Raw genomic sequence first — 22,006 nt, forward strand, 5'->3', positions numbered from 1 at the left:
GACATGCCCCCCCATTCGACCGGTGCCGCGCGCATCGCCGGGTATACCGTTTATGCCATCGGGCTGATCATTGCCCTGTCCGGCCTTGCCAACGTCATGCCCACTTACGATGTGCTGCCGCGGATAGGACCTTTCGCGGTGGAATGGTTCCGGCCGTTGTTCTACTGGCTGTCGATCCTGGTCTTCCTGGCCGGCGACGCCGAGCGGCGGGCGGACCGCGGGCGGCTGTCTCCCCTGCACCTGGCGGCCTATGCCGCGGCCGCGGTCGTCGTCAGCTATGTTTGCTACGATTACTACCGGATCGGCCAGATCATCGCCAACTCGGTATTGTTCTTCGGGCCGCGCGAAATGTACGTGGCGCTCGCCGCCGCCGCGCTGTCGCTCTGGGCCTGCTGGATCCTCTGGGGCGCGCCAATTGCCATTCTCGGCGGCCTCGCGCTGCTCTACCTCGCCACCGGACAATACTGGCCCGGCCCGCTGAGAACAGCGCCGTCCGACATCTACGACACCATTTCAGCCAATATTTGGTACGACAGCGACCAGGGCATTCTCGGCTCGATCATGGGCGTGGTGCTGACCACGGTGCTGCCCTTCATCATACTTGGCGCAATTCTCGAGGGCTGCGGCGCGGGCGGGTCGATGATCCGCATCTCCTTCCACCTGATGAAGAAGTTCAAGGGCGGGCCTGCCTATGCCGCGATCCTCGCCTCGGCGCTCTTTGGCACCGTCTCAGGCTCTGCAGTGGCCAACGTGGTCGGCACCGGCGTCGTCACCATTCCGATGATCCGCAAGCGTGGCTTCAACGCCAATTTCGCCGGTGCGGTCGAGGCCACGGCCTCGACCGGCGGGCAGATCCTGCCGCCGATCATGGGGGCCGCGGCGCTTGTCATGGCCGATATCGTCGGTGTCAGCTACCTGACCGTAGTGCTGGCGGTGATCATCCCGGCGGTGGCCTATTACCTGTCGCTGTTCCTCGCGGTCTACTTCGAGGCGCAGAAGCTCGACATCCAAGTCAACGACGATGACGTCGACGTTCCGCCGCCGGCGCTGCAGGACTGGGTGAACATGATTCTGGTCTTCGGCCCGATCTTCGTGATCGTCTGGTTGCTGGTCAGCGGGCTGTCTGCGGCAGGTGCCTCGATTGCTGCAATTCTGCTGCTGGTGCCGCTCAGCTTCATCAACCCTGAAGTGCGCCGCAAGCCGCAGATGCTGATTGCCGCATTGGCGGATGGTGGCCGCACCATCGGGCAACTCGCCGTGGCCATCGCCATCGTCGGCATCGTGGTCTCGACCCTGTCGGCCACCGGCGTGCCCACCAGCTTTGCTGTGCTGCTCTCGACAGCCTCGGGAAACTCGCTTCTAATAGCACTGCTGATCGCCGCCGCGGGCTGCATCATCCTCGGTATGGGGATGCCGACGCTGCCCGCCTATATCGCGATCATCTCGGTCATGGGCCCGACTCTGCAGGGCTTCGGCATGGATCTGCTGGCGGCGCATATGTTTGTCTTCTTCTTCGGCGTCGCCGCCGGAATCACGCCGCCCGTGGCGCTGACTGCCTTTGCCGCGGCCTCGGTCTCTGGCGGACGGCCCATTGCCACGGCCGTGGCCTCCACCCGGATCGGTGCGATGATGTTCCTGATCCCGTTTGCCTGGGCTTTCGACGATGCGCTGCTCCTGGGCATCGGCGAGACGGACCTGGCAGTGGTGATCCCGGCGATCTTCTTCCTGCTGGTGGCGCTCTACTTCTGCACCAGCGCGCTGATCGGGTTTGACCGGGGCAAGCTGAGTCTTTTGGAGCGTCTGGCGCGGCTCGGTGTGACCATTGCGCTGTTGACCCCCATGACCTTCGCAGAACTGGGCGGCCTTGCCGTCGGACTGGCGCTGGTTGCGTACCGCTACTCGCTGGCCCCCAAGACCAAGGAGACGGCGGCATGAACAAGCGCCCCAACTTCATCCTCTTCGTAACCGATCAGCACCGCGCCGATTACCTGGGCTGCTATGGCCACCCGATCCTGCAAACGCCCAATATCGACGATATCGCCGCGCGCGGGGTGGCCTTTGACAGCTTCTACGTCGCCAGCCCGGTCTGCATGCCCAATCGCGCCAGCCTGGTGACCTGTCGAATGCCGTCCAGCCATGGGGTGACAATGAACGGCGTTCCGCTGAGCCGAAAAAACGTGACCTTTGTCGAATTGCTGAAGGAAGCGGGATACAACACCGCGTTGATCGGCAAGAGCCACCTGCAAACCTTTACCGGCGCGCCAGCGACAACAAAGATCCCGCCTGCGCGCGACGGATATTTCCGGGCCAATGGCGCGCTTGCGGAAGCGGTGCGGCACGATCTGGACGCTCCGATCTACAAGGTCGAAGAGCCCGACTTCTGGTCCGGCCCGCAACCCAGGGTGCCGACGCCGTTCTATGGCTTCGATCATGTGGAATTGGTGACAGGACACGGCGACCATATCGGTGGCGACTACACCGCCTGGCTGTTGGAGCGCGAACCGGAGGCCGCCAGCCTGATCGGCCCCGAGAACCAACTGCCGCACGACTACACCTGCCCGCAGGCGGTGCGCACGGCTGTCCCGGCGGAGCTCTACTCGACGACCTATATCGCGGAGCGCGCGGCGGCGTACATCGAAGCTCACAAGGACGACGAAGAACCGTTCTTCCTGATGGTCAGTTGGCCCGACCCGCACCACCCTTTCAATCCGCCGGGCAAGTACTGGGATATGTACGACCCCGAAGACTTCCCGGTGCCGGAGGCATTCCGACGCGACGACTGGACCCCGCCGCCGCATGTGGCGGGCGTCCAGAAGACCCGTCATGAGGGCCGCGCAAACCTCAACGGCATGAACGCCGTCGGCTGCTCGGCCCGCGAGGCGCAGGAGGCGCAGGCGCTGACCTGCGGCATGATCACCATGATCGACGACGCGGTGGGCCAGGTGCAGGCGGCTTTGAAGGCTTCGGGCCGCGCGGATGAGACGGTGGAGATCTTCACTACCGACCACGGCGATCACCTCGGCGATCACGGCCTTCTGTTCAAGGGCGCCGAGCAATATGAGCAGATCACGCGGGTGCCCTTCCTCTGGGCCGACCCCGAGGGCGAAGCGGGCATGCGCAGCGACCGCATCGGCCAGACCCAGGATATCGGCACAACCATTCTCGAACGCGCCCGGATCGAGCCAGCCTTCGGGATGCAGGGACTCGATCTCTTCGGGCCGAAAGCACGCGACGCAGCCTTCGTGCAATATGCCCATCAGAAGGCGATGGATGAGATCGGTGTGCCGCCAAACATCCACACGATCCGCGACGCCCGCTACCGGTTGTCGGTTTTGCAGGACATGGACTGGGGCGAGTTCTACGATCTGGACGCTGACCCCGGCGAGTTCTGTAACCTCTGGGATGCGCCGGAGATCCAGACAGAAAAAGTCCGCCTGTTGGAAAGGCTGATCCGGGCCGAACTGGCGCATGTGGATCGTTCACCGATGCCGACGGGGCGTGCCTGATGCGCGGTTGGCGGCAGGCCGGGATCGTTCGGGAAACCGAGTTGTGGCCGGGCGATCTAACGGCACACCCCGCCGGATGCTCCCTTGCGGCGACCCCTCGATCAATATCGGGGACTAATGAGCTGAGGCGCTGGCTGTGAGCCTGCCGCGTAGCGGCGAGACCGAAGCTCTGAAGGGGTTGCTGGATCGCGCATTGCCGCCCCGCCGCTGGTGGTCACGGGTCGATAGCGCAACCCTGCGCCAAGATGCTTTCGCCGGTTTCTCCAACGCAGCGATCGTCATCCCGCAAGGCGTGGCCTTTGCGACCATCGCCGGCTTGCCACCGGAAATGGGGCTCTACACGGCGATGATCACCGCCGCCATCGCAGCCTTCTGGGGTTCGTCGATGGTTATGATTTCAGGACCAACCACTGCGATCTCGGCTGTGGTCTTCGCTACCTTGCAGGACATCGCCCCCCCGGGTTCGCCGCGTTTCGTCGAACTGGCAGTGTTGATCGCAATCCTCGTTGGATTGATCCAGTTGGTCGCCGGTATGGCACGGTTGGGCGGGCTCGTTTCCTTTGTGTCTCACTCCGTGATGACAGCATTTACAGCCGCCGCCGCAGTTCTCATCGCCGCTTCCCAACTGCCAGGCGCCCTCGGCATCGCCGTGGCGGGCGGAGGCAACGTTCTGGAACGCCTGCACCGGCTCGCAGAGAGTGCAAGCGACGCCTCTTTGATGTCGGTATCTATTGCCGCAGCAACCTTGGGCAGCCTGCTGCTCTGCCAGCGGTATGCGAGGCGCCTGCCGGGATTTCTGATCGCTCTGGTGACTGGCACGCTACTGTGTCTCCTGCTGGACGGAGCGAGCCGAGGCGTGGCGATGGTGGACGGCATCGCGGCAGCCTTCCCAGTTTTCTCTCCCCCGACCCAAGCGCTTAAAGAAATTGGCGTGGTGATCCCCGGGGCCATGGCCATAGCCCTGGTTGGATTGCTCGAAGCGATCTCGATCGGCCGTGCCTTCGCAGTCCGCCGACGCGAGAAGTTCGACGCCAACCAGGAGATGATCGGCCAAGGCCTGTCCAACGCCGTAGGCGGCCTGTTCCAATGCTACGCGGGCTCCGGGTCATTCACCCGAAGTGGCGTCAATGCCGAGGCCGGGGCAAGGACGCCGCTTGCGGGGATCCTGTCGAGCCTGTTCCTCGCCGTCACTCTGCTGATGTTCTCGGATCTCATCCGCTTCATCCCGGTGCCTGCGATGGCGGGGTTGATCCTCTACGTCGCCTGGAGGCTGATCGACTTCGGTGAGGTGCGCCGGGTGGTCAAGACCAGTCGCTCGGAAACAGTGATCCTCGGGTTGACGCTGGGGGCCGGATTGCTGGTCGAGCTGGACTTTGCCATCTATGTCGGCGTCATCGCGTCCTTCGCAGTCTTCATCTACCAGAGTTCTCACCCTTCGATCCGCGTCAGCGCCCCGGTCATCAGCGCTACCGGCCGTCGGAAGTTCCGCAACGCTGACCTGCATGGCATCCCCGAGTGTCCTCAGATCGTCACCATCCGCCTCGACGGGCCACTCTATTTCGGCTCGGTCGAACATGTGGAGCACGAATTCGAGGTCATGCGTCGCAAGCGACCCGGGCAGAAACACGTATTGTTCTATCTCAAGGGCGTGGGCAAGATCGACCTTGCCGGGGCTGACTTCCTGATAGAGGCGATCCGTCAGATCCGAGACGAAGGCGGCACCTTTCGCATCATCGCCCTGTTCCCGCCACTGCTCGAAAGTCTGCGGAGATTTCATGTAGTCGAGGAAATTGGGGAGGATCATCTGCATATCTCGAAAGGCGAAGCGCTGGCTGCGGCAATCCCAGAAATCGATTCCAGTGCCTGCGCGACCTGCAGTGCGCGGGTGTTCATGGAATGTGCGGATTTGCCGGATGCCTCGCGGCGAAAACTCACGACAAGCAAGCGATTGAACTCTAATTAACATTGGACTGAGATAAAGCCATTACATGGTCGGAGCTCTTGATGCCCGCGGTTCGACGCCCACGAATCCCCGCAGAAAACTGCGACAACGAAGGTCCGGAATGACGGGCTGCACCGCGGCATCAACATTGATCACGGTAGGTCGGCTTCGGGCCGTTCGTGTAAATCGGCACCAACGGCGGATTGCGGAAGTTCGCTGCAGTCGCTACTCGATCGACCTCGGATGCGGACATTAACCTGGAGATCCAGTCCGGAAGATGGCTGATCGGCATGCGGGTGGTAATTGGACCTTTGCTGGGCTGAGCATTGATGACACGATGCGGACGAAAAAGCTCATGTGTTCTCTTTAGAGCAGGACATGGCTTCGGACGCCATCATATGCTACGCGCTGGAAACCTCAAATGATCCCCCTGTCTAAGCCATGGTCGATAGCCGCGGGCCTTCTCACGCTTTAACGAGCGACAGTTATTGCCGAAAAGATTGGCCTGATTTCGTTTCGAGCAATTAGGACGCGCGTGAGTAACGAACGCCCTCTGGCACATGCTGATCGAAAGCCGACGCGATAATACGCGTCAAAGCTCGGCCTTCCGGCAGAATGTCGATGCGCTTTCCGGTCAGCTTCGCGAACGGCGCGAAACTTGTTGCCACCTCTTTCAAGCAAGGCAAGAGTTCCCAGGCGCATGGTCCAAATTCTTGGCTCAAGTCGTCGAGATCCAGCGCGAAGGTACACATCAGTTTTTCGATCGCGCGTGCACGCAGTTGGTCCTCACGACCCATCTGGTAGCCACGAGAGCCGGGAAAATCACCCATCGCGATCCGTTGCTTATAAGCGGCCGTTGCGGAGGCATTCTGCACGTACCCGCCCGGGAAGCGGGAGATCGACGAGGCGCCGAGTCCAATAAGGGTCTGACACCTGTCTGCCGTGTACCCTTGGAAGTTACGGCGCAAGCGTCCTGTCTCGAGCGCTTTCGTCAGATCATCACCTGGGCGTGCAAAATGATCGATGCCGATGGCCCTCAGACCGGCTGCACCAAACTGTTCTCCGGCATATTTGGCGAGGTTGTACCGCGCCGGATCGTCCGGAAGTGCGTCTGCATCGATCAGTTTCTGCCGTTTGGAAGCCCATGGAACATGCGCGTATCCAAAGAGCGCAACGCGATCCGGTTTAAAGGTCAAGACCTTGTTGATGGTGTCGTCAATGCGTTCAAGGCTCTGATGTGGCAGGCCGTAGACGAGATCAGTGTTCAGCGATGTGATGCCAGCGGCGCGCAGGTCGTTGACACAAACGCGCGTGACATCGAAAGGCTGCAGACGCCCAATGGCCTGTTGCACTTCCGGATTGAAGTCCTGAATACCGATTGAGGCACGGTTCAGACCTTCGGCCGCCAGCGCATCGATCTTGGCCCGGTCCACCATCGTCGGGTCGATCTCGACCGAGAACTCCAACGCGTCAGTGGGAGGGAATACCCTGCGTATCGCTTTGGCCAGGCGGTGGATCATGTGCGGAGGCAAGATTGTCGGTGTTCCGCCGCCCCAGTGGAGGTTGCCCATTTTCAAGCCGTCGGGCAGCCTCTTGCGCACCAGCTCGAGTTCCGCCTCAAGCGTTTCTAAATAGCTTTCCACTGGGCCGAGAGTCTTTGTACCTTGCGTATGACAGGCACAGAACCAGCAAAGCCGCTCGCAAAACGGGATGTGGATATAGACAGATACGGCGTCTTTCGGATCCAATGTTTCGAGTGCGCGGCTCTGAAAGGATGCGCCGGTGTCGGGTGTGAAGGCCGCAGCGGTGGGATAAGATGTGTAACGCGGCACGCGCGCATCGAAGAGGCCAAGTGCCTTGAGTGCTTCTGTATGTTCCATACCGCCTTGTGAAACAACTTGGGGCAATGCTCTTTGCCGTAGGACAAACTTCCAAACCACATTGCGCGGTCATTAAGCAACAAGCATGTCGGGGAAGGTGTTCTCAGGCCTCTTAGGTTCTGATTTCTGTGATCGCCAGCAGGTGTTTTTTCACAGAACTAGCGGAACGCGAAATTCGCTGTATCTTCTCTCTTCCAACCATGAAGCCCAAAAGCGGAGATTTTACTCCGTTTCTCTCCCTTGATTGCCTCAGAAATCTCAAGAAATCTGCCGATACAAAAAGTAGATCGTTTCCTCGGCGCGATCTGCCTGCCTGACGCAAGGTCACATAGCGGGCACTCCGATCACGTGGGGGTGGGCCAGCAGCAGAGCAGCGAAAGCGGCGAGACCTACCAGCAGCCGAATGAACAGGACCTGCCAAGAGCGCGGCGCGTGGAACCGCGGCGCAGCTTTGCGGTCCGTGTCGAGCGCATCCCATCGCGATGCGCCGAGGACCCGCCGCTTACGCCGGTCGATCAGAGCGCGGCCGGCGATCGCGAAACTGCCCAGCACACCGAACAGGATCACATGCGCGAGGTCCCCGTTCGGGACCAGATGCACCACTGCCCAGAGTGCCAGCGCCAGCAGGATCGGGTGCCGCGTCCAGCGCACGATGCCGGGTCGGGCGGGATCGAAGCTGTCATTCCGCGCCCCGCCAAAGGAAAACGGGTTCGGCCGCGCGATGCCGAGTGCGAGGATCAAGCAGACAGCCAGCATGCCCAGATGCGCCGCGTGGCGATGCCATTCCATCTGCGGCCAAAGTTGAACATAGGGCGCCTCGCCCGCCGACCAGATCAGCAGCGTCAGCATCCCGACCGAGAGGACCGAGTAGACAAGTCCGAAGCTGCGCGCGCCGATCACGTCCACAAGGCGGGATTTAACTGTCGGGCGCACAGGGATCGAGTGTGTAAGAAAGAAGGCCGCGAAGATGGCGGCAAAGCCGGTCCATCCCATGTCATTTCTCCGGCTTCGGACCCAGGAGTGACGGGCCATAGGCAAGCACGAAGCCCGCGAAGGCGGCAAGCCAAAGCGCCCCTGAAAAATGGGTCAACCCAGGGTGAAAGAATCCAAGGTACCGCGCCAAGACCGAGCCGAAGAGGCAGAGATAGATCGCCACGGTCGCCCGGTTCGCGGTGAGGGCCTGGCCGGTGTGGCCCAGGCTGGCACGGGTCATTACGGCAAGGGTCATCGCGCCGATGGCCCCGGCCATCCACAAGTGTTGCGCCCCGGCGGTGCCGGGATTGCCCTGGATCTGATCGAGCCCCAGAGCGAAAGCACCCAACGGGATGAAAAGGTAAGCTGCGTGCAGCGCCCATAACAGAGGTTCGTTCAGCGTATGGAGCGGCGTCCAGCGTGCCTGCCGGACAAGATGCAGCCCACCGAATACGATCAGCGACGCACCAGTCAGAGTCTCGAACGGCCGGATGATCCAAAGCATCAGAATGGCGATGCTGGAGAGCAGTACCAGCTTGTCAAAGCGCTGCATTGGCGGCGCGGGCCGCGCGGGATCGTTCGCCTTTGCAAGCCAGTTGCGGGTGAAGGAGGGGATGATCCGCCCGCCGATCACGGCGATCATCATGATGCCGGTCGCAAGGCCGAGGCGCAGTCCCAGACCCTGTGCGGCGTAGCGGCCGGTCAGGGCTTCGATATGAAACAGGCCGTTGGCCAGCGTGAAGACAGACAGGAGCCCCAGCACGATTAGGTTGCGCCAGTTTCGGCCCGCCACGATCTCGCGCAGGATCAGGGCGCCAAGCACGAGCGGAAACGCCAGGTCGATCACGGGCGCGACCGCCACGGGCAGGTGGCCCGAGACCAGCACCGCGAAGCGCCCCGCGACCCAGAGCGAGAAAAGGGCGGCCAGCCGCCACCCCACCATCGGCAGGCGTCCGGTCCAGTTGGGCACCGCCGTCAACAGGAACCCTGCGAGAACGGCGCCGAGATAGCCGAAAAGGAATTCATGCGCGTGCCATGACACCGGGTCGAAGCGCGTCGGGAGCGACAGGGCGCCTGACAAGGCGGGCAGCCACAAAAGCATCGCCAGCACGGCCCAGAGCGCCCCGAAGAGGAAGAAGGGCCGAAAGCCGAAGCTGAAGAGCGCGGGGCCCTGCCACGCCCGCATTTGTTCTGCCGATGTCCGTGCCATCATCTTGGGTCCGTTTTGGTGCGCAGCGTCTTGAGCACCGTACCGTCCTTGGAACAGGTCAGGCGCAGGCGCATGCCATCGTGAAAGAAGCTGAGCCGCATTTTCCCGGCGTCGTCGCCTTCTCCGGTTTCCAGCCGCGTCGTGATCCGGCCGTCCCGCATCCTGTCGCGCACGTCGGCCGGGGTCAGGTTCAAAAGACCGGCGAGGTCCTCTGCGTCGATTCTGGGTTGGCCGAACTCCATGTCGATCTTCATGACGCCTCCTGTCCGTCGGCCACGTCCATCAGGTGACGGATGTGCCGGGCGAAGCACCATGTCGCGGGCGCCCCGATAACACAGCCCAGACCCAGCGACCAAGCTGTGGAGGCGATCGGCCCACCCATCCAGCTGAAGATCAGCGAGGCGAAGAAGACGTTGACCGCCGCGGCCCCCGCCCCGAAGGGATAGAGCGCCAGCGCGATTTGCCGGGTGGACCATCCCCGCCGGGTCATCGCCGGGACACCAGTCGATGCACCGCGATCATGGCCAGGACCAGCGCGATACAGGCGAGAGCGTACCAGAACTCTGCGGTGGCGGATTGCGCCTGCGGGATCGGGCGGTCGAATGCTTCGGCCCATGCGGGGGCGGCGAAAAAAGCGGGGAGGATCCAAAGTTTGCGCATGTCAGGTCTCCTGTGTGAGTCTGCGATAGATGTCGGGCAAGGCGCGGGTCAGGCGTTCCGGGTTGGGCAGCAGGGTAAAGCCGCCGCGCCCAAAGATGCGGGCGAACCAGTCCTGCCCGTCCTCGTCGATGATGACGCCGTGCAGGGCGTGGCCTGCAAGGCGGGCCTCGCGCACGGCCATGTGGCTGTCTTCGATCCCGTGCTGACCTTCGTAATGGTCCAGATCGTTGGGCTTGCCGTCGGTCAGCACGATCAACAGCTTGCGGGCGGACGGTTCCGCCGCCAGTTGCGCACTGGCATGCCGGATGGCCGCGCCCAACCGTGTGTAGTGTCCCGGTTTCAGCGCGCCGATATTGGCGGTGATCGCGGCATTCATTGGTGCGTCGAAGTCTTTGCAGCGGGTCAGGAACACGCGATCCCGGCGGAGCGAGGAAAAGCCCCAGATCCCCAGCCGGTCGCCAGCGGCGTCGATGCCGGCGGCCAGCGCGGCCATTGCCTCGCGCGCAACCTCGATCACCGAGGTGTCGCCGATGGCCGCCTCTGTCGACCGCGAGGTGTCGATCAGGAAGGCGACCGACAGGTCACGTTCGGTCTGGCGGGCGCTTTGCCAGATGCGGTCTGACCCGCGCCCGGTGGCGACCAGATCGGCGCGCGCGGTCAGCAGCGCGTCAAGGTCAAGCTCTGACCCGTCCACCTGACGCGGTTGCAGGATGCGGCGCGGGCGCAGCGCCTCGAACTGGCGGCGGACCTCGCGGATGCGGCGCTCATCGGCGCGGTAGGGATGGGCGGCGTCAGGTTGCGCGGGGGCGTCCAGCACCCGGCAATGGCCGTCCATGTAGCTGCGCGAACGGTGGTTCCATTCGGGGTAGGTGTGTTCGCCGGCCAGCGCCTCATGGTCGGCGTCGGCGGGGGACAGATCAAGGTGCAGGCGCAGACGCGTGGCGGCCTTTCGGTCATGTTTCGACAGGGTGATGTTGTCCTGATCGTCAGCGGCCTTTTGGGCGTTTTCGTCGTCGTCATCGTCGACGCTGCGGTTGATGTTCATCGACTCGACCCATGACAGGATCGATTCAAAGCGGTGGATGATAAAGCTGTCCTTGCGGTTCTGCTGGTCCTGATCCTTGCGCATGCCCAGCTTGCGACTGGTCAGCGCGGCAGTGGGTGGCGGGGCCGCAGGATCGGCCTGTTCCTCTGTCGCGGCACTGCCTGAACCGGGCGCGGCAAAGCGCAGCCAAATCGGCACCGGGGCAAAGGGCATGTACCCGCGCGGTGTGTCAGGTGACGCGATGACGGGCGAGCCGCCGCAGAGTTGATCGCGGATCGCGGTTTCAATGATGGCCTCTTGCGCGGGGCGTGTCAGGTCAGGGCGGGCGGCGGCACAGAGTTCGGCCATGTCGGCGTACTGCCCGCGCAGCCCGGGGCAGAGCGCATAGGCGGCATCAGACGCAGCGGCGTTGGCGCGGATCTGTACGCAGTCGAGCGCGGGGCCGTCGCCGTTCAGGTCAAGGGTCGCGGGATCGCTGACGGACGCAAGTGCCGTCAGCCAGAAATAGGCAGCGCGGTTCAGTCGCGTCTCGGGAAAGTCGGCAATGAGCGGCGGCAGGGACAGGCGTTCACCATCGTACTGCGCCACCCATTCGCGGTCGCGTTCCGCGCCCAACTTGCGCCGCATGGGTTGGCGGTGGCGCACGAGGATCGCCGGAGCCTCACCCAGTTCGACCCCGGCGGCCCCGCCCAAAGCGCGAAACAGCACCGAAAGGCTGGGCCGGACAGAGGCGAGCGTGACGCCCGCCTCTGGATAGGTGACGGCCCGGCCGATCCCGCTGGCCATGTCGTGCCAGAGGTTCCCGACGGTCTCTTCTGGTTCCATGAGATCGGATAGGCGCATTTTGGTCACCCGTAGATTGTCGAGATCAGGTCCCGCAGCGCCACGCCCACGTCGGGCTCATCGCTGAGGGGTTGCACGATAGCGGCCTCAAGCGCCTGATCGACGCCCATGCCACCGGCCATCAGCGTGGCGGCATAGATCAGCAGACGGGTTGAAACGCCTTCCTCCAGATCCATGCCGGACAGCGTCCGGATACGACCTGCCAACCGCACCAAGGGGGCCACGCGCCCCGGTTCCAGCCCGCTTTCGCGAGACACGACGGCGATTTCCGCCTCTTCCCCCGGAAAGTCGAAAGAGATCGACAGGAACCGCTGCCGCGTCGACGGCTTGAGCCGCTTCAGCACGTTCTGGTAGCCGGGGTTGTAGGAGGCGACCAACATAAAGCCCTTGGGCGCGACCAGTTCCTCTCCGGTGCGGTCGATCATCAGCGTGCGCCGCGTGTCGGTGAGCGGGTGCAGCACCACGGTCACGTCCTTGCGGGCCTCGACCACCTCATCGAGGTAACAGATGCCGCCCTCGCGCACCGCGCGGGTCAGCGGGCCGTCGACCCAGACAGTCTCGCCCCCCTTCAGCAGGTATCGCCCGATCAGGTCCGCCGCTGACAGGTCGTCATGGCAGGCCACTGTGTAAAGCGATTTGCCCAGACGCGCCGCCATATGTTCGACAAAGCGGGTTTTGCCGCAGCCGGTCGGCCCCTTCAAAAGAAGGGGCAAACCGTTGTCATAGGCAGTCTCGAACAGCGCGCATTCCTTGGCGGCGGGCTGGTAGAACGGCAGGGTCGGTGTGGTTTGCATGTTCATCTCAGCCTCCTGTCGCAGGGTTGGCCGCACCGGGGGTGATGATCTCACGTTTGCGGACCACAAGGATTGAGTAGATGAACAGCAGCGCTCCGATGACCACCGCAAGGCCCGCACCAAAGCGCATCATGTAGAACAGCGACAGACCGTCCTGCACATCCATGTAGTAGTCGCCCACGACGCGCTGCATATGCGTCTGGATGGTACCGGCAAAGGTCAGCACGAAGGTCATGAAGGCCATGCCACCGGTCATCAGCCAGAACGACCCCATGTTGAGCACCTGGTTATAGGGATCGCGGTTGCGCAGCATCGGCATCGCGTAGGTGAACATCGCAAGGTTCAGCGCCACGTAGGCCCCGTAAAAGGACAGGTGCCCGTGGGCCGCGGTGATCTGCGTGCCGTGGCTGTAGAAGTTGACCCCGTGCAGCGTGTGCAGAAAGCCCCAGACGCCCGCGCCAAAGAAGGCGACCGTGCTGGACCCCAGCGACCACAGCAGCGCGGCCTTGTTTGGGTGGTTCTTGCGACCCTTCCAGACCATGACGAAGGCAAAGCTCATCATCAGGAAGAAGGGGATAACCTCGAACGTCGAGAAGATGGAGCCAATCCACTGCCAGTACCCCGGCAGACCGATCCAGTAAAAGTGGTGCCCGGTGCCAAGGATGCCCGAGAAAAGCGCGGTCGCGACAATGACATACAGCCATTTCTCGACCACTTCGCGGTCCACGCCGGTCAGTTTGAGCAACAGGAAGGCAAGGATCGACGCCATCACCAGTTCCCAGGTCGCCTCGACCCAGAGGTGCACGACAAACCACCAGTACATTTTGTCCAAACTGAGGTTGTCGGGATTGATGAAGGCAAAGACCCAGAGCAGCGACAGCAACCAAAGGCCCATCAGCAGCACGTTGGTAATCGCCGTCTTCTTGCCCGCCAGCACGGTCATCGAGATGTTGAACAGGAAGATCAGCGCCGCGACGAGAATGCCGAATTTGACCCAGAGAGGCTGTTCCAGGAACTCGCGCCCGCCGTGGATGCCGACAAGATAGCTGCCGACTGCGCCCAGCGTACCGACCATCAGGATGATCAACTGCAGATAGGCCAGCTTGACCGAATAGATCTCACGTTCTGATTCCTCGGGGATCAGGAAATAGGCCGCCCCGAAAAAGCCCAGCAACAGCCAGACGATCAGCGCGTTGGTGTGGATCATGCGGATGATGTTGAACGGAAGAAGCTCCGACAGAAAGTTGGGCGAGACATAGATCCAGCCCGCCAGCAGACCGCCCAGCACCTGAATGCCGAACAGCGCCATCGCGCAGACAAAATAGGCCAAGGCCACCTTTTGCGATTGATATTTCATTGGTTTGTCCTCCTTAGCCGGCATCGTTGGGCGGCCAGCCCTGTGTGTCGGTCTGATCGGCCCAACGCAGGAATTCGGCCAGTCCACGCATCTCTTCTTCGGTGATCTCGAAATATGGCATCTGGCGGCGGCCCTCGACGCCCGAGGGCTGTGCCTTCATCCAGCCGTCCAGAATCTCATAAGCGCCTTCGGGGTCGTCCAGCACGCCCCAGCGGGTCATGACGTTGCCGACTTCGGGTGCGAAATAGGCACCTTCGCCGTGCAGCGAGTGGCAGTTGATACAGGAATGCCGCTCCCACACGTGTTTGCCCAATGCCACCTCTTCGGTCAGCGGCATGCCGGCGGTTGATGTCGTCACCACGTAGCGGTGGCTGTGCACGGTCAGCGCGATGAAGACGACCACGAAAAAGATCGACCCCCCGTAGAACACGTTGCGCGCCCGTGACTTGGTCAGGAATTCAGCCATCTCGGACCTCCTTGTCATTCAGGTCGCCCACGCTTAGCGCGAGCCCGAATGTCAAAGTTTGCGCCAGAACAACGTTTGGGGCGGAAAGGTGTGGATCATATCCATGAAAGGATTTGCCATGCGCAGCCCCGGCTTTGATGACCTCGATCTGCCCCTGTCAGACCTGATGGCCATGTGGCCGCAGACGGTGACGGTTTTCATGCGTCACGGGATGCTGTGCGTGGGGTGCCTGATCGCGCCGTTCCACACGATCACCGACGCCTGCGCCGAGTATCACCTCGACGAAGACGCCTTTGTCGCCGAATTGCGCGAAGCGATCCAAGACGTCAGCTAAAAGATCGCGAGTGCTATTGGCCCTGGCTCAACAAAACCAGCGCGTGTGGATCGCATACCTTGATCCGTTTGCGTTTGCTTTCGACCAGCCCCTGTTTTTCCCACCCGCTGAGGAGTCGACTGGCCGTGTGCAGGGTCGTCGCCGTCATTTCCGACAGGTCCTGACGCGTGATCGGAAAATCAATCTCTATCCCGCCCTCGACCTTGCGGCCGGTCTGGTTGACCAGCCGCAGCAGCGCGTTGGCCACCCGCTGTTCGACCTGCTGAGTGGCCAGTTCGACGATGCGGGTGTTCATCTCACCGACGCGGTGCCCCACGGTCTTGTACGTCTCGGTGGCAAAGCCGTCGTAGTCAGTCACAAAGGTGTCCCACAGCCGCATCGGCCAGCTGAGCGCAATGGATTCGGTCGCCGTTACGGCCGTTGCCGGATAGCTGTCACGCCCAAGCGCCTTGGCTATGCCCAATAGCTGACCCGAAGGGATGTGCAACGCCGTGACCTGTTCGCCCGTCGGCGTGACGCGCACCACGCGCACATAGCCATCCAGAAGCATGAAAAAGCGTTCTGCCGGTTCGCCCTCATTAAAGATGTGCGCGCCCGCTGGATAGCGGCGCGAACTGGCCTGATCCAGAATCGTGCGGATCTGTCGCCGTTCCAGCCGCGAAAACGGCGGCAGGTGCGTCAGCAGGCTTTCGTCCAGCCGGGGCAGCGTCTTGCGAAGGGCGTTCTGGTTCATGGGAATTCTCTGCCACATCCCGCGTTGCTTCGCCAGTTCGGTGACGCCGGCATGGCAAAGCCATCAATACCGCCAAACGTTGCGCCAGCGCAAAATGCGTATTTCGGATCGGGTTAGAGATTGGCCCAAGCGATCAAATTGAAAAGGACGAACCGATGATCCGCTCTGCCACAACCGCCTTTGCCCTTGCCGCCCTGATGGCCGGCGCAGCAATTGCCGAAACGCACGAAGTAAAGATGCTGAACAAAGGGTCGGACGGCGCCCGCATGGTGTTCGAACCGGCCTTTGTGCAGGCCGCCCCCGGCGACACGATCCGGTTTGTCGCCACCGACAAGGGCCACAATGCCGAAACCGCCAAGGGCATGATCCCCGACGGAGCCGAAGAGTTTCGCGGCAAGATCAATCAGGAAATCGAGGTCACACTGGATGCGACAGGCGTCTACGCCGTGATCTGCAAGCCGCACTACGCCATGGGCATGGTGATGACCATCGCCGTGGGCGACGTGGCGGCCCCCGAGGGCTTTCTCGAAGGGCGTGTGCCGAAGAAGGCAAAAGAACGCTTTGAGGCACAGCTCGACAATCTTTGACCCAGGCAAACGGCGCGCGGGCATGAAGCCCGCCGTCCTTCCCCAAGGAGAGACCAATGACCAAATTCATTAATCCCGGCATAGTTAAGACCAGCCGACGCAACGTGCTGCGAGGCTCTGTTCTTGCCGGTGCTGCCGCAATGACCGGCGCGTCGGCAATCGCCGCTCAGCGCAGCCCTATCCCGCACAAGGCGAACGCCGCCTCTGCCAAGCTTTACAAGGCTGCCGGCAAGATCGAGGCTGAAAGCACCGCGAAACCGGCGGACTTGAGCGGCTATACCCGTGTGCGTCAGGAATTGGTCGCGCCTCCGTTTGCGCCTGAGCATGAACAAGTCGCGACAGGGGGGCCCAAGATCATCGAGATCACCCTGGTGACCGAAGAACGCCTGATGGTCGTGGATGAGGATACCGGCGCCAGCGTCTGGGCGCTGACCTATAACGGGTCCGTCCCCGGCCCGCTGGTCATCTGCCACGAGGGCGACATGATCGAATTGACCCTGCGCAACCCCGAAGACTCGATGATGGAGCACAATGTCGACTTCCACGCCTCGACGGGTGCTTTGGGCGGCGGAGGTCTGACCCATGTCTACCCCGGTGAGGAATGCGTGCTGCGCTGGAAGGCGACAAAGCCGGGTTGCTTTACCTATCACTGCGCCCCGGGTGGCGCGATGATCCCCTATCACGTGACCCACGGCATGAACGGCGCCGTCATGGTGCTGCCGCGCGACGGGCTGAAGGATGCAGACGGCAATCCGCTGCGTTATGACAGCATCGCCTATATCGGGGAGCAGGATTACTACCTGCCGATGGACGAGAACGGCGATTACAAAAGCTATGACGCCGCTGGTGACGACTATGCCGACAGCCTTGAAGCGATGCGCACGCTGGTTCCGACGCACCAGGTGTTCAACGGCGCAGTCGGCGCGCTGACCGGTGAGCATGCGCTCAAGGCCAAGGTTGGTGAGACCGTTCTGATGGTGCACAATTCGTGCAACGTGGACAGCCGTCCGCACCTCATCGGCGGTCATGGTGAGTACGTCTGGGAAAGCTCGTTCTCTGACGTGCCGTTGACCGGCATGGAAACCTGGTTCGTGCGCGGCGGCAGCGCTGCGGCGGCGATGTATACCTTTGAGCAGCCGGGCGTCTATGCCTATGTCAACCACAACCTCATCATCGGCGCGATGTTGGGCGGAACGGCGCACTTCGTGGTCGAGGGCGAGTGGAACAACACCCTGATGGAACAGGTCGTCGCACCGCGGCCCTTCACAACCTGAGCTGAAAGTAGCCTTCACATGACCGCCACCTCGATCTTGAAGCCAGCCATGAAGATGTCGCTTTTTTCAGTTGCGCTGATCGGTTTGGTGGCGGTCTCTCTCGGCGCCGCGCTGACATGGCGTGGCGCCGGGCCTGATCTTGCTTTGCTGCCAGAAATGGCCGCACGCCCCGTCATCCTCTCTTCGGGGGCGCAGTTATACGTCCAGAAATACGAGGTGACCGTCGCGGAGTGGAACACATGCCATGATGACGGCGGCTGCAGCCTCCGCCTCCGCGTGCGGCTCGATCAGGACGCGCGCGTTACGCCGGCAACCGGGCTGAGCTATGTCGACGTGACCGAATACCTCAATTGGATCAATGCCGCGACCGGCGAAACTTTCCGCCTCCCCACCGCCGGCGAGTGGGCCGAGATGGCACAGGTGGTGCTGCCGGAAAAAGCGGATCCAATCTTTACTGATCCGTCGCTGACTTGGGCGTCGGCATATCTGACCGAGGGACCGGCCCCGCGCGCGCTGAAACCGCGCGGTAGTTTCTCGACCACTCCCGAGGGCGTCACCGACCTTGATGGCAGCGTATGGGAGTGGACGCAGGAATGTGTTTTAGGCACTTCGGGCGACGCCGATCCGGCAAGGTGCCCAGCCTTTTACGTCGGAGGCGAACATGTCGCCGCAATGTCTTACCTCATCCGAGACCCCGCCCGTGGCGGATGCGCCGTCGGATCGCCTCCAGCACACCTCGGCATGCGTCTCGTGAACGAAAAGGCTGTTGGAAGGCAGTGACCGGGCATCCCTAAACCGCGCCGGTATGGTTTCGAGGTCCGATTCGGCGGTGCCGCACTGAAGCATTTACTCCATCGCATTATGGCTCGTTTGGGCCGTTTATGTCTATGTTACTGAACGGGTCACTCAGGATGAATGCTGCGCCGGTGCAGATCGGCTTCGAACCCATAGCGGGCGCATGGGGCGCCCGCTATACACTTGCGATTTGTGGGTCATGCTGCTTCGGTCAGCCGTTGAAGGATCTCCAGCATGCTCGGCGACAGGTCCGTATGATGGTGCGCCAGTTTCCACGCCCCGTCCTGCTTCTGATAGACGTTGGTCACACGATGTTGGATCTTGGCTTCATTGCCGGCGATGATCAACTTTCCAATTTCCACACCGGTTTCAATGGCCATGTCCGATCCAGCGTTAATCATCTGATCCTCCAGCCGGATGTCTCCTCCGTCGGCAATTTCGGCAACCTTGCTGAAGGAGGCCAAGACGGAATCAGAACCCATGTCGCGCCCGCCGATGGGATGCTGCGCCGTGACGCCGTCGCCCTTGATCCACGCGTTCTGCATCGCGGTATCGTCACCGTTCGCCATGCTGTTGAGAGCATCGTAAAATGCGACCGAGGCGCGGCGAACATCATCTAAGTTGGTCATGATTTGGTTCCTTTCAGTTGTTGGCAAGCCGGGAGTATGCCCGGCCCATGCCGAACGCCCCGTAGCCGAAGATTTCATTGGGTTGGATCAGGCCGCGGGCTTTTGCGTCCCGGACTTCACAGACGAGAAGAAATCGGCCCGCGCATTGGTCTTGGGGAAAGCCACATCCGGCACGTCAACGCCAAGAAAGCGGCAGAGCGGTTCCCATCCGTCGCGGACGCTGAACACCAGGGCCTTGCCCTGCGCCTCCAGATCCCGCGCGGCTGCTTCGTTGGCGCGGTAAGCCTTCAGAATGCCATCCCTGTCGATATGGCCGCCCAGGGCCCGGCCGATGATCACTCTCTCGATCATCTCAAACCAGGGAGTCGCGTTTGGCGGCCAGGCCTCCTTGTCGAGGATCAGCGGCAGGATGGTCTGGGAAAAGCTGCCATACCAATCCTCGGCCTCGCGATGCGAAAAAATGACTTTGGCGTCCGGCGTGGCCGCAAGCACGTCTTGCCAGTAGGCCGAAACCGGGAAATCCACGGCCGACCGAAAGCCCGAGAAGATCGCGTCAAAGTCGGGACGCCCCTCTGCCACCTTGGACCAAGCTTCGATCTGCCCGGAGTCGCTGACGACCTCGGACATGTGGTGGCATGGGCCGAAGCCCAAATGCTCCAACGCCGCCTTCAGTGAGTAAGTCCCGGTTCGACCGAACCCCGCGCCAATGATTTCGAGTGCCATTGCATCTCACCTCCTCTATGAATAAAATAAATCAACCTTGCTTGATCTACGTCTGTTGAGGGTAAGATGAGCCATTTTCCCCACAAAAGTCGAACGAAACGATTTCATAGATCATGAGTGAAATTGATTTACACCGCGTCGATCTGAATTTGCTGGTTGTTTTCGAGTCCCTGATGGAGACCCGAAGCGTTACGGTTACGGCCGACAAGATCGGGCGCACACAGTCGGCGGTCAGCCACTCGCTTGCTCGGCTGAGGGAGCAACTCGACGATCCTGTGCTGGTCCGGGTCGGCGGTAAGATGCACCCCAGCCCGTTCGCCGAGGCCATCATCGAAGATGTCCGACCCATTCTGCGCAGCATCCGCCGGGTGATCGCGCCGCGCAACCTGTTTGACCCGGGCCAAAGCGACCGCGTGTTTCGCATCGCCATGCCGACGCTGACCAAAGTCATTGCAGAGGTGTCGGCACGGGTCGAAGCCGAAGCGCCAAAGGTAAAGATCGAGTGGCTGCCAGCGCATCATGATGTTTATCCGGCGTTGAGCGAAGGGTTGATCGACCTCGCCCATCTGGGCGGACAGCCGCGATTGCCGGATGGGCTTGATCAGCAAATCATGGAGCCATTTTCCTGGGTGACTTTCGCGCGGCAGGGTCACCCGGCAGCCGCGGACTGGGGGATCGACGCCTGGCGGAAATACCCGCATGTAATGGTCAATGTCACGAGGTCGCAGCAGAATCCCTTTCCGGCCACGCCCTCCACCGATGCCGGGGGGCGGCGGGTCAGCGCGATGATAGGGGACTCGGCCGGTGTAGCCTCACTCCTTGCGAATTCTGATTTTCTGGCCACGTTCCCGGCGGTCCTGCTCGCTTGGGATATGGAGGCGCACGGCCTGATTGCGATGAAACCACCCGTCGACCTTGGACAGGTTCTTGTTCGCTTTTTCTGGAGCTCGCGCCTTGCCAACGACGCCGGTGGCATCTGGATCAGATCGATCGTGATCGAGGCCTACCGACGCCTGCAAGCTGAAGCAGAGGCGAAACTTGCCGAGCCAAGACTTCTCCAGCCGTCCAGGCGACCGGCTTGATTGGAGCATCGCCTGCTCGTGCGCCGACAAAGCCGAGCAACCGTGCCCGAGCCACTTCGTTGCGCGTGTCGTTTCAGGAAAGTCCCGCAGTGCCGTCATCTGGCTATCCAAAATGCTGCGCGATGAACGAATGGCCGGTCTGGCGACGCTGCGCCGCACAGACAGACAAGTTGGCCAAAGGCCGATCAGGGTCGGCCGCTACCGACCGGCCCGACTTCTCAGAGCTCCACCGCCTCCGCGATGGCGAGCGCATCTTCGAACTCGACGCCGAGGTAGCGCACCGTGCTATCCATCTTCGTATGGCCGAGCAGTAGCTGCACCGCGCGGAGGTTGCCGGTTTTGCGATATATCTGCGTAACCTTGGTCCGCCGCATGGAGTGCGTGCCGTAAGCGCTTGGCTCGAGACCGATCGAGGTCACCCAGTCCCGCACGAGGCGGGCGTATTGCCTTGTCGAAATATGCCGACGTTCGTGAAAGCGTCCCGGCCAGAGATGCTCCGACCCGACCATCAGCGGAGCCTTGAGCCAAGCCGCGATGGCTTTTCGCGTCCCCTCGGTGATCTCGAAGCTAACCGGCCTCCGGGTTTTACTCTGGACAATCGAAGCGCCTTGCTTGACCTGTCCGGCCGCATAGACGTCAGCGACCTTCAGCTTCACGAGGTCGCATCCGCGCAACTTGCTGTCGATGGCGAGGTTGAAGAGCGCCAGTTCGCGAGCCCGCTGGGCGATCTCGAGGCGGACCCGGATCGCCCATACATGTTTCGGTTGGAGCGGACGCTTCTGGCCGACGAGGCGGCCCTTGTTCCAAGCGGGACGGCAGGCGCGGATGGCTGGCAGGTTTGTAATCGGCATGGTGGTTCCTCCAATCCACCACGCCCGCCACGTCTTCAGCATCATGCCGACGGCCGAACATACCAAATTTGCCGCGCTGCGGTGCGATCAGGGCAGGCCGAACCTGCCGCACCGCCGCATGGCTGCTTGGAGCCCAAATCTGCCGTCTGCAGCATGGCGCCTGAAATCGTCTCTTCTCCATCATGTTGAGCTATGTCTGTTGATTTCCGCTGAGAAGTGACCCGGTAGCCCCCCAGATTTTCACTGAGAACTGACCCATGTGAACACGTTGCCCCGACGGATTTGGTCGGGGAGATATGGAGTGATCGACATGGGATTTTTGA

Annotated in this window: 22 protein-coding genes; 8 read left to right on the forward strand and 14 right to left on the reverse strand. The window is 61.9% G+C overall.

The features are described 5' to 3' along the window. Positions 1–3 precede the first annotated feature (3 nt). The 3 genes from ACTXGA_RS23395 to ACTXGA_RS23405 all read left to right on the forward strand — a co-directional run bounded on the left by ACTXGA_RS23395 (position 4) and on the right by ACTXGA_RS23405 (position 5,469). Positions 4–1,935, forward strand: coding sequence for a TRAP transporter permease (locus ACTXGA_RS23395; RefSeq protein ID WP_443397136.1), 1,932 nt, complete (start codon positions 4–6; stop codon positions 1,933–1,935). After that, positions 1,932–3,506, forward strand: a complete 1,575-nt coding sequence (locus ACTXGA_RS23400; protein ID WP_443397137.1) for a sulfatase family protein — start codon at positions 1,932–1,934, stop codon at positions 3,504–3,506. The genes ACTXGA_RS23395 and ACTXGA_RS23400 overlap by 4 nt, the downstream gene beginning before the upstream one ends. Positions 3,507–3,642: 136 nt before the next feature. Continuing rightward, on the forward strand, positions 3,643–5,469 hold the full coding sequence (locus ACTXGA_RS23405) for a SulP family inorganic anion transporter (protein WP_443397138.1): 1,827 nt from the start codon (positions 3,643–3,645) through the stop codon (positions 5,467–5,469). A 503-nt stretch (positions 5,470–5,972) separates the two neighbouring features. Here ACTXGA_RS23405 and hemN read toward each other — a convergent pair. From hemN to ACTXGA_RS23455, 10 genes are all read right to left on the reverse strand, one after another. Beyond that, positions 5,973–7,328, reverse strand: a complete 1,356-nt coding sequence (gene hemN, locus ACTXGA_RS23410) for an oxygen-independent coproporphyrinogen III oxidase (protein ID WP_443397139.1) — start codon at positions 7,326–7,328, stop codon at positions 5,973–5,975. A 324-nt stretch (positions 7,329–7,652) separates the two neighbouring features. After that, a complete protein-coding gene (locus ACTXGA_RS23415; protein WP_443397140.1) occupies positions 7,653–8,321 on the reverse strand; it encodes an NnrU family protein in 669 nt (222 codons plus the stop codon). Between the two features lies 1 nt (position 8,322). Next, complete coding sequence (locus tag ACTXGA_RS23420) at positions 8,323–9,513, reverse strand: NnrS family protein (RefSeq protein WP_443397141.1); 1,191 nt, start codon at positions 9,511–9,513, stop codon at positions 8,323–8,325. Then, positions 9,510–9,764, reverse strand: coding sequence for a DUF6522 family protein (locus tag ACTXGA_RS23425; RefSeq protein WP_443397142.1), 255 nt, complete (start codon positions 9,762–9,764; stop codon positions 9,510–9,512). The genes ACTXGA_RS23420 and ACTXGA_RS23425 overlap by 4 nt, the downstream gene beginning before the upstream one ends. Further along, a complete protein-coding gene (locus tag ACTXGA_RS23430) occupies positions 9,761–10,000 on the reverse strand; it encodes an NnrT protein (RefSeq protein ID WP_443397143.1) in 240 nt (79 codons plus the stop codon). The genes ACTXGA_RS23425 and ACTXGA_RS23430 overlap by 4 nt, the downstream gene beginning before the upstream one ends. After that, positions 9,997–10,170, reverse strand: coding sequence for a protein NnrT (locus ACTXGA_RS23435; protein WP_443397144.1), 174 nt, complete (start codon positions 10,168–10,170; stop codon positions 9,997–9,999). Before ACTXGA_RS23435 ends, ACTXGA_RS23430 begins: the two co-directional genes overlap by 4 nt. A 1-nt stretch (position 10,171) precedes the next feature. Beyond that, on the reverse strand, positions 10,172–12,058 hold the full coding sequence (locus tag ACTXGA_RS23440) for a nitric oxide reductase activation protein NorD (protein ID WP_443397145.1): 1,887 nt from the start codon (positions 12,056–12,058) through the stop codon (positions 10,172–10,174). 5 nt (positions 12,059–12,063) lie between these two features. Continuing rightward, complete coding sequence (locus tag ACTXGA_RS23445; RefSeq protein ID WP_443397146.1) at positions 12,064–12,858, reverse strand: CbbQ/NirQ/NorQ/GpvN family protein; 795 nt, start codon at positions 12,856–12,858, stop codon at positions 12,064–12,066. Position 12,859: 1 nt separating this feature from the next. Beyond that, a complete protein-coding gene (locus ACTXGA_RS23450) occupies positions 12,860–14,209 on the reverse strand; it encodes a cbb3-type cytochrome c oxidase subunit I (protein WP_443397147.1) in 1,350 nt (449 codons plus the stop codon). 13 nt (positions 14,210–14,222) lie between these two features. Further along, the gene (locus ACTXGA_RS23455) at positions 14,223–14,675 is read right to left on the reverse strand and encodes a c-type cytochrome (RefSeq protein WP_323771847.1); all 453 of its coding nucleotides are present in this window, start codon (positions 14,673–14,675) and stop codon (positions 14,223–14,225) included. 103 nt (positions 14,676–14,778) lie between these two features. Here ACTXGA_RS23455 and ACTXGA_RS23460 point away from each other — a divergent pair, with 103 nt between their 5' ends. Continuing rightward, entirely contained in the window at positions 14,779–15,009 is a 231-nt protein-coding gene (locus tag ACTXGA_RS23460) for a DUF1858 domain-containing protein (protein WP_443397148.1), read from the forward strand. A 13-nt stretch (positions 15,010–15,022) separates the two neighbouring features. On the opposite strand, the gene ACTXGA_RS23465 is transcribed toward ACTXGA_RS23460, so the two are convergent. Further along, positions 15,023–15,742, reverse strand: a complete 720-nt coding sequence (locus tag ACTXGA_RS23465) for a Crp/Fnr family transcriptional regulator (RefSeq protein WP_443397149.1) — start codon at positions 15,740–15,742, stop codon at positions 15,023–15,025. 155 nt (positions 15,743–15,897) lie between these two features. Between ACTXGA_RS23465 and ACTXGA_RS23470 the strand changes: the two genes are divergently transcribed. Genes ACTXGA_RS23470 through ACTXGA_RS23480 form a run of 3 tightly spaced genes read left to right on the forward strand, consistent with a single transcriptional unit; the run spans position 15,898 to position 18,383 of the window. Then, positions 15,898–16,329 (forward strand): pseudoazurin, encoded by a 432-nt coding sequence (locus tag ACTXGA_RS23470; RefSeq protein ID WP_443397150.1) that lies wholly within the window; start codon positions 15,898–15,900, stop codon positions 16,327–16,329. Between the two features lie 56 nt (positions 16,330–16,385). Further along, entirely contained in the window at positions 16,386–17,603 is a 1,218-nt protein-coding gene (gene nirK, locus ACTXGA_RS23475; RefSeq protein WP_443397151.1) for a copper-containing nitrite reductase, read from the forward strand. A gap of 18 nt (positions 17,604–17,621) precedes the next feature. Beyond that, positions 17,622–18,383, forward strand: coding sequence for a formylglycine-generating enzyme family protein (locus ACTXGA_RS23480; RefSeq protein ID WP_443397152.1), 762 nt, complete (start codon positions 17,622–17,624; stop codon positions 18,381–18,383). A 212-nt stretch (positions 18,384–18,595) separates the two neighbouring features. On the opposite strand, the gene ACTXGA_RS23485 is transcribed toward ACTXGA_RS23480, so the two are convergent. Both ACTXGA_RS23485 and ACTXGA_RS23490 read right to left on the reverse strand, forming a co-directional pair. Further along, positions 18,596–19,027 carry a nuclear transport factor 2 family protein gene (locus tag ACTXGA_RS23485; RefSeq protein ID WP_443397153.1) on the reverse strand — a complete coding sequence of 144 codons (432 nt, stop codon included), beginning with the start codon at positions 19,025–19,027 and terminating at the stop codon, positions 18,596–18,598. Positions 19,028–19,114: 87 nt separating this feature from the next. Next, entirely contained in the window at positions 19,115–19,750 is a 636-nt protein-coding gene (locus tag ACTXGA_RS23490; protein ID WP_443397154.1) for a sulfotransferase family protein, read from the reverse strand. 113 nt (positions 19,751–19,863) lie between these two features. Here ACTXGA_RS23490 and ACTXGA_RS23495 point away from each other — a divergent pair, with 113 nt between their 5' ends. Further along, the gene (locus ACTXGA_RS23495; RefSeq protein WP_443397155.1) at positions 19,864–20,832 is read left to right on the forward strand and encodes a LysR family transcriptional regulator; all 969 of its coding nucleotides are present in this window, start codon (positions 19,864–19,866) and stop codon (positions 20,830–20,832) included. Positions 20,833–21,050: 218 nt separating this feature from the next. Here ACTXGA_RS23495 and ACTXGA_RS23500 read toward each other — a convergent pair whose 3' ends face one another. After that, complete coding sequence (locus ACTXGA_RS23500; RefSeq protein ID WP_443397156.1) at positions 21,051–21,683, reverse strand: tyrosine-type recombinase/integrase; 633 nt, start codon at positions 21,681–21,683, stop codon at positions 21,051–21,053. Positions 21,684–22,006: the final 323 nt, after the last annotated feature.

Origin of the sequence: Antarctobacter jejuensis (genome assembly GCF_052266595.1) — a bacterium.
Taxonomy (GTDB): Bacteria; Pseudomonadota; Alphaproteobacteria; order Rhodobacterales; family Rhodobacteraceae; genus Antarctobacter; species Antarctobacter jejuensis.

What these genes read in the sequence shown, in the direction of transcription:
- ACTXGA_RS23440 (WP_443397145.1), bottom strand. Translation starts at nt 12,058, where the DNA reads ATGCGCCTATCCGATCTCATGGAACCAGAAGAGACCGTCGGGAACCTC.
- ACTXGA_RS23425 (WP_443397142.1), bottom strand. Translation starts at nt 9,764, where the DNA reads ATGAAGATCGACATGGAGTTCGGCCAACCCAGAATCGACGCAGAGGAC.
- hemN (WP_443397139.1), bottom strand. Translation starts at nt 7,328, where the DNA reads ATGGAACATACAGAAGCACTCAAGGCACTTGGCCTCTTCGATGCGCGC.
- ACTXGA_RS23490 (WP_443397154.1), bottom strand. Translation starts at nt 19,750, where the DNA reads ATGGCACTCGAAATCATTGGCGCGGGGTTCGGTCGAACCGGGACTTAC.
- ACTXGA_RS23500 (WP_443397156.1), bottom strand. Translation starts at nt 21,683, where the DNA reads ATGCCGATTACAAACCTGCCAGCCATCCGCGCCTGCCGTCCCGCTTGG.
- ACTXGA_RS23480 (WP_443397152.1), top strand. Translation starts at nt 17,622, where the DNA reads ATGACCGCCACCTCGATCTTGAAGCCAGCCATGAAGATGTCGCTTTTT.
- ACTXGA_RS23445 (WP_443397146.1), bottom strand. Translation starts at nt 12,858, where the DNA reads ATGAACATGCAAACCACACCGACCCTGCCGTTCTACCAGCCCGCCGCC.
- nirK (WP_443397151.1), top strand. Translation starts at nt 16,386, where the DNA reads ATGACCAAATTCATTAATCCCGGCATAGTTAAGACCAGCCGACGCAAC.
- ACTXGA_RS23395 (WP_443397136.1), top strand. Translation starts at nt 4, where the DNA reads ATGCCCCCCCATTCGACCGGTGCCGCGCGCATCGCCGGGTATACCGTT.
- ACTXGA_RS23420 (WP_443397141.1), bottom strand. Translation starts at nt 9,513, where the DNA reads ATGATGGCACGGACATCGGCAGAACAAATGCGGGCGTGGCAGGGCCCC.
- ACTXGA_RS23450 (WP_443397147.1), bottom strand. Translation starts at nt 14,209, where the DNA reads ATGAAATATCAATCGCAAAAGGTGGCCTTGGCCTATTTTGTCTGCGCG.
- ACTXGA_RS23495 (WP_443397155.1), top strand. Translation starts at nt 19,864, where the DNA reads ATGAGTGAAATTGATTTACACCGCGTCGATCTGAATTTGCTGGTTGTT.
- ACTXGA_RS23415 (WP_443397140.1), bottom strand. Translation starts at nt 8,321, where the DNA reads ATGGGATGGACCGGCTTTGCCGCCATCTTCGCGGCCTTCTTTCTTACA.
- ACTXGA_RS23400 (WP_443397137.1), top strand. Translation starts at nt 1,932, where the DNA reads ATGAACAAGCGCCCCAACTTCATCCTCTTCGTAACCGATCAGCACCGC.
- ACTXGA_RS23460 (WP_443397148.1), top strand. Translation starts at nt 14,779, where the DNA reads ATGAAAGGATTTGCCATGCGCAGCCCCGGCTTTGATGACCTCGATCTG.
- ACTXGA_RS23435 (WP_443397144.1), bottom strand. Translation starts at nt 10,170, where the DNA reads ATGCGCAAACTTTGGATCCTCCCCGCTTTTTTCGCCGCCCCCGCATGG.
- ACTXGA_RS23470 (WP_443397150.1), top strand. Translation starts at nt 15,898, where the DNA reads ATGATCCGCTCTGCCACAACCGCCTTTGCCCTTGCCGCCCTGATGGCC.
- ACTXGA_RS23465 (WP_443397149.1), bottom strand. Translation starts at nt 15,742, where the DNA reads ATGAACCAGAACGCCCTTCGCAAGACGCTGCCCCGGCTGGACGAAAGC.
- ACTXGA_RS23430 (WP_443397143.1), bottom strand. Translation starts at nt 10,000, where the DNA reads ATGACCCGGCGGGGATGGTCCACCCGGCAAATCGCGCTGGCGCTCTAT.
- ACTXGA_RS23455 (WP_323771847.1), bottom strand. Translation starts at nt 14,675, where the DNA reads ATGGCTGAATTCCTGACCAAGTCACGGGCGCGCAACGTGTTCTACGGG.
- ACTXGA_RS23485 (WP_443397153.1), bottom strand. Translation starts at nt 19,027, where the DNA reads ATGACCAACTTAGATGATGTTCGCCGCGCCTCGGTCGCATTTTACGAT.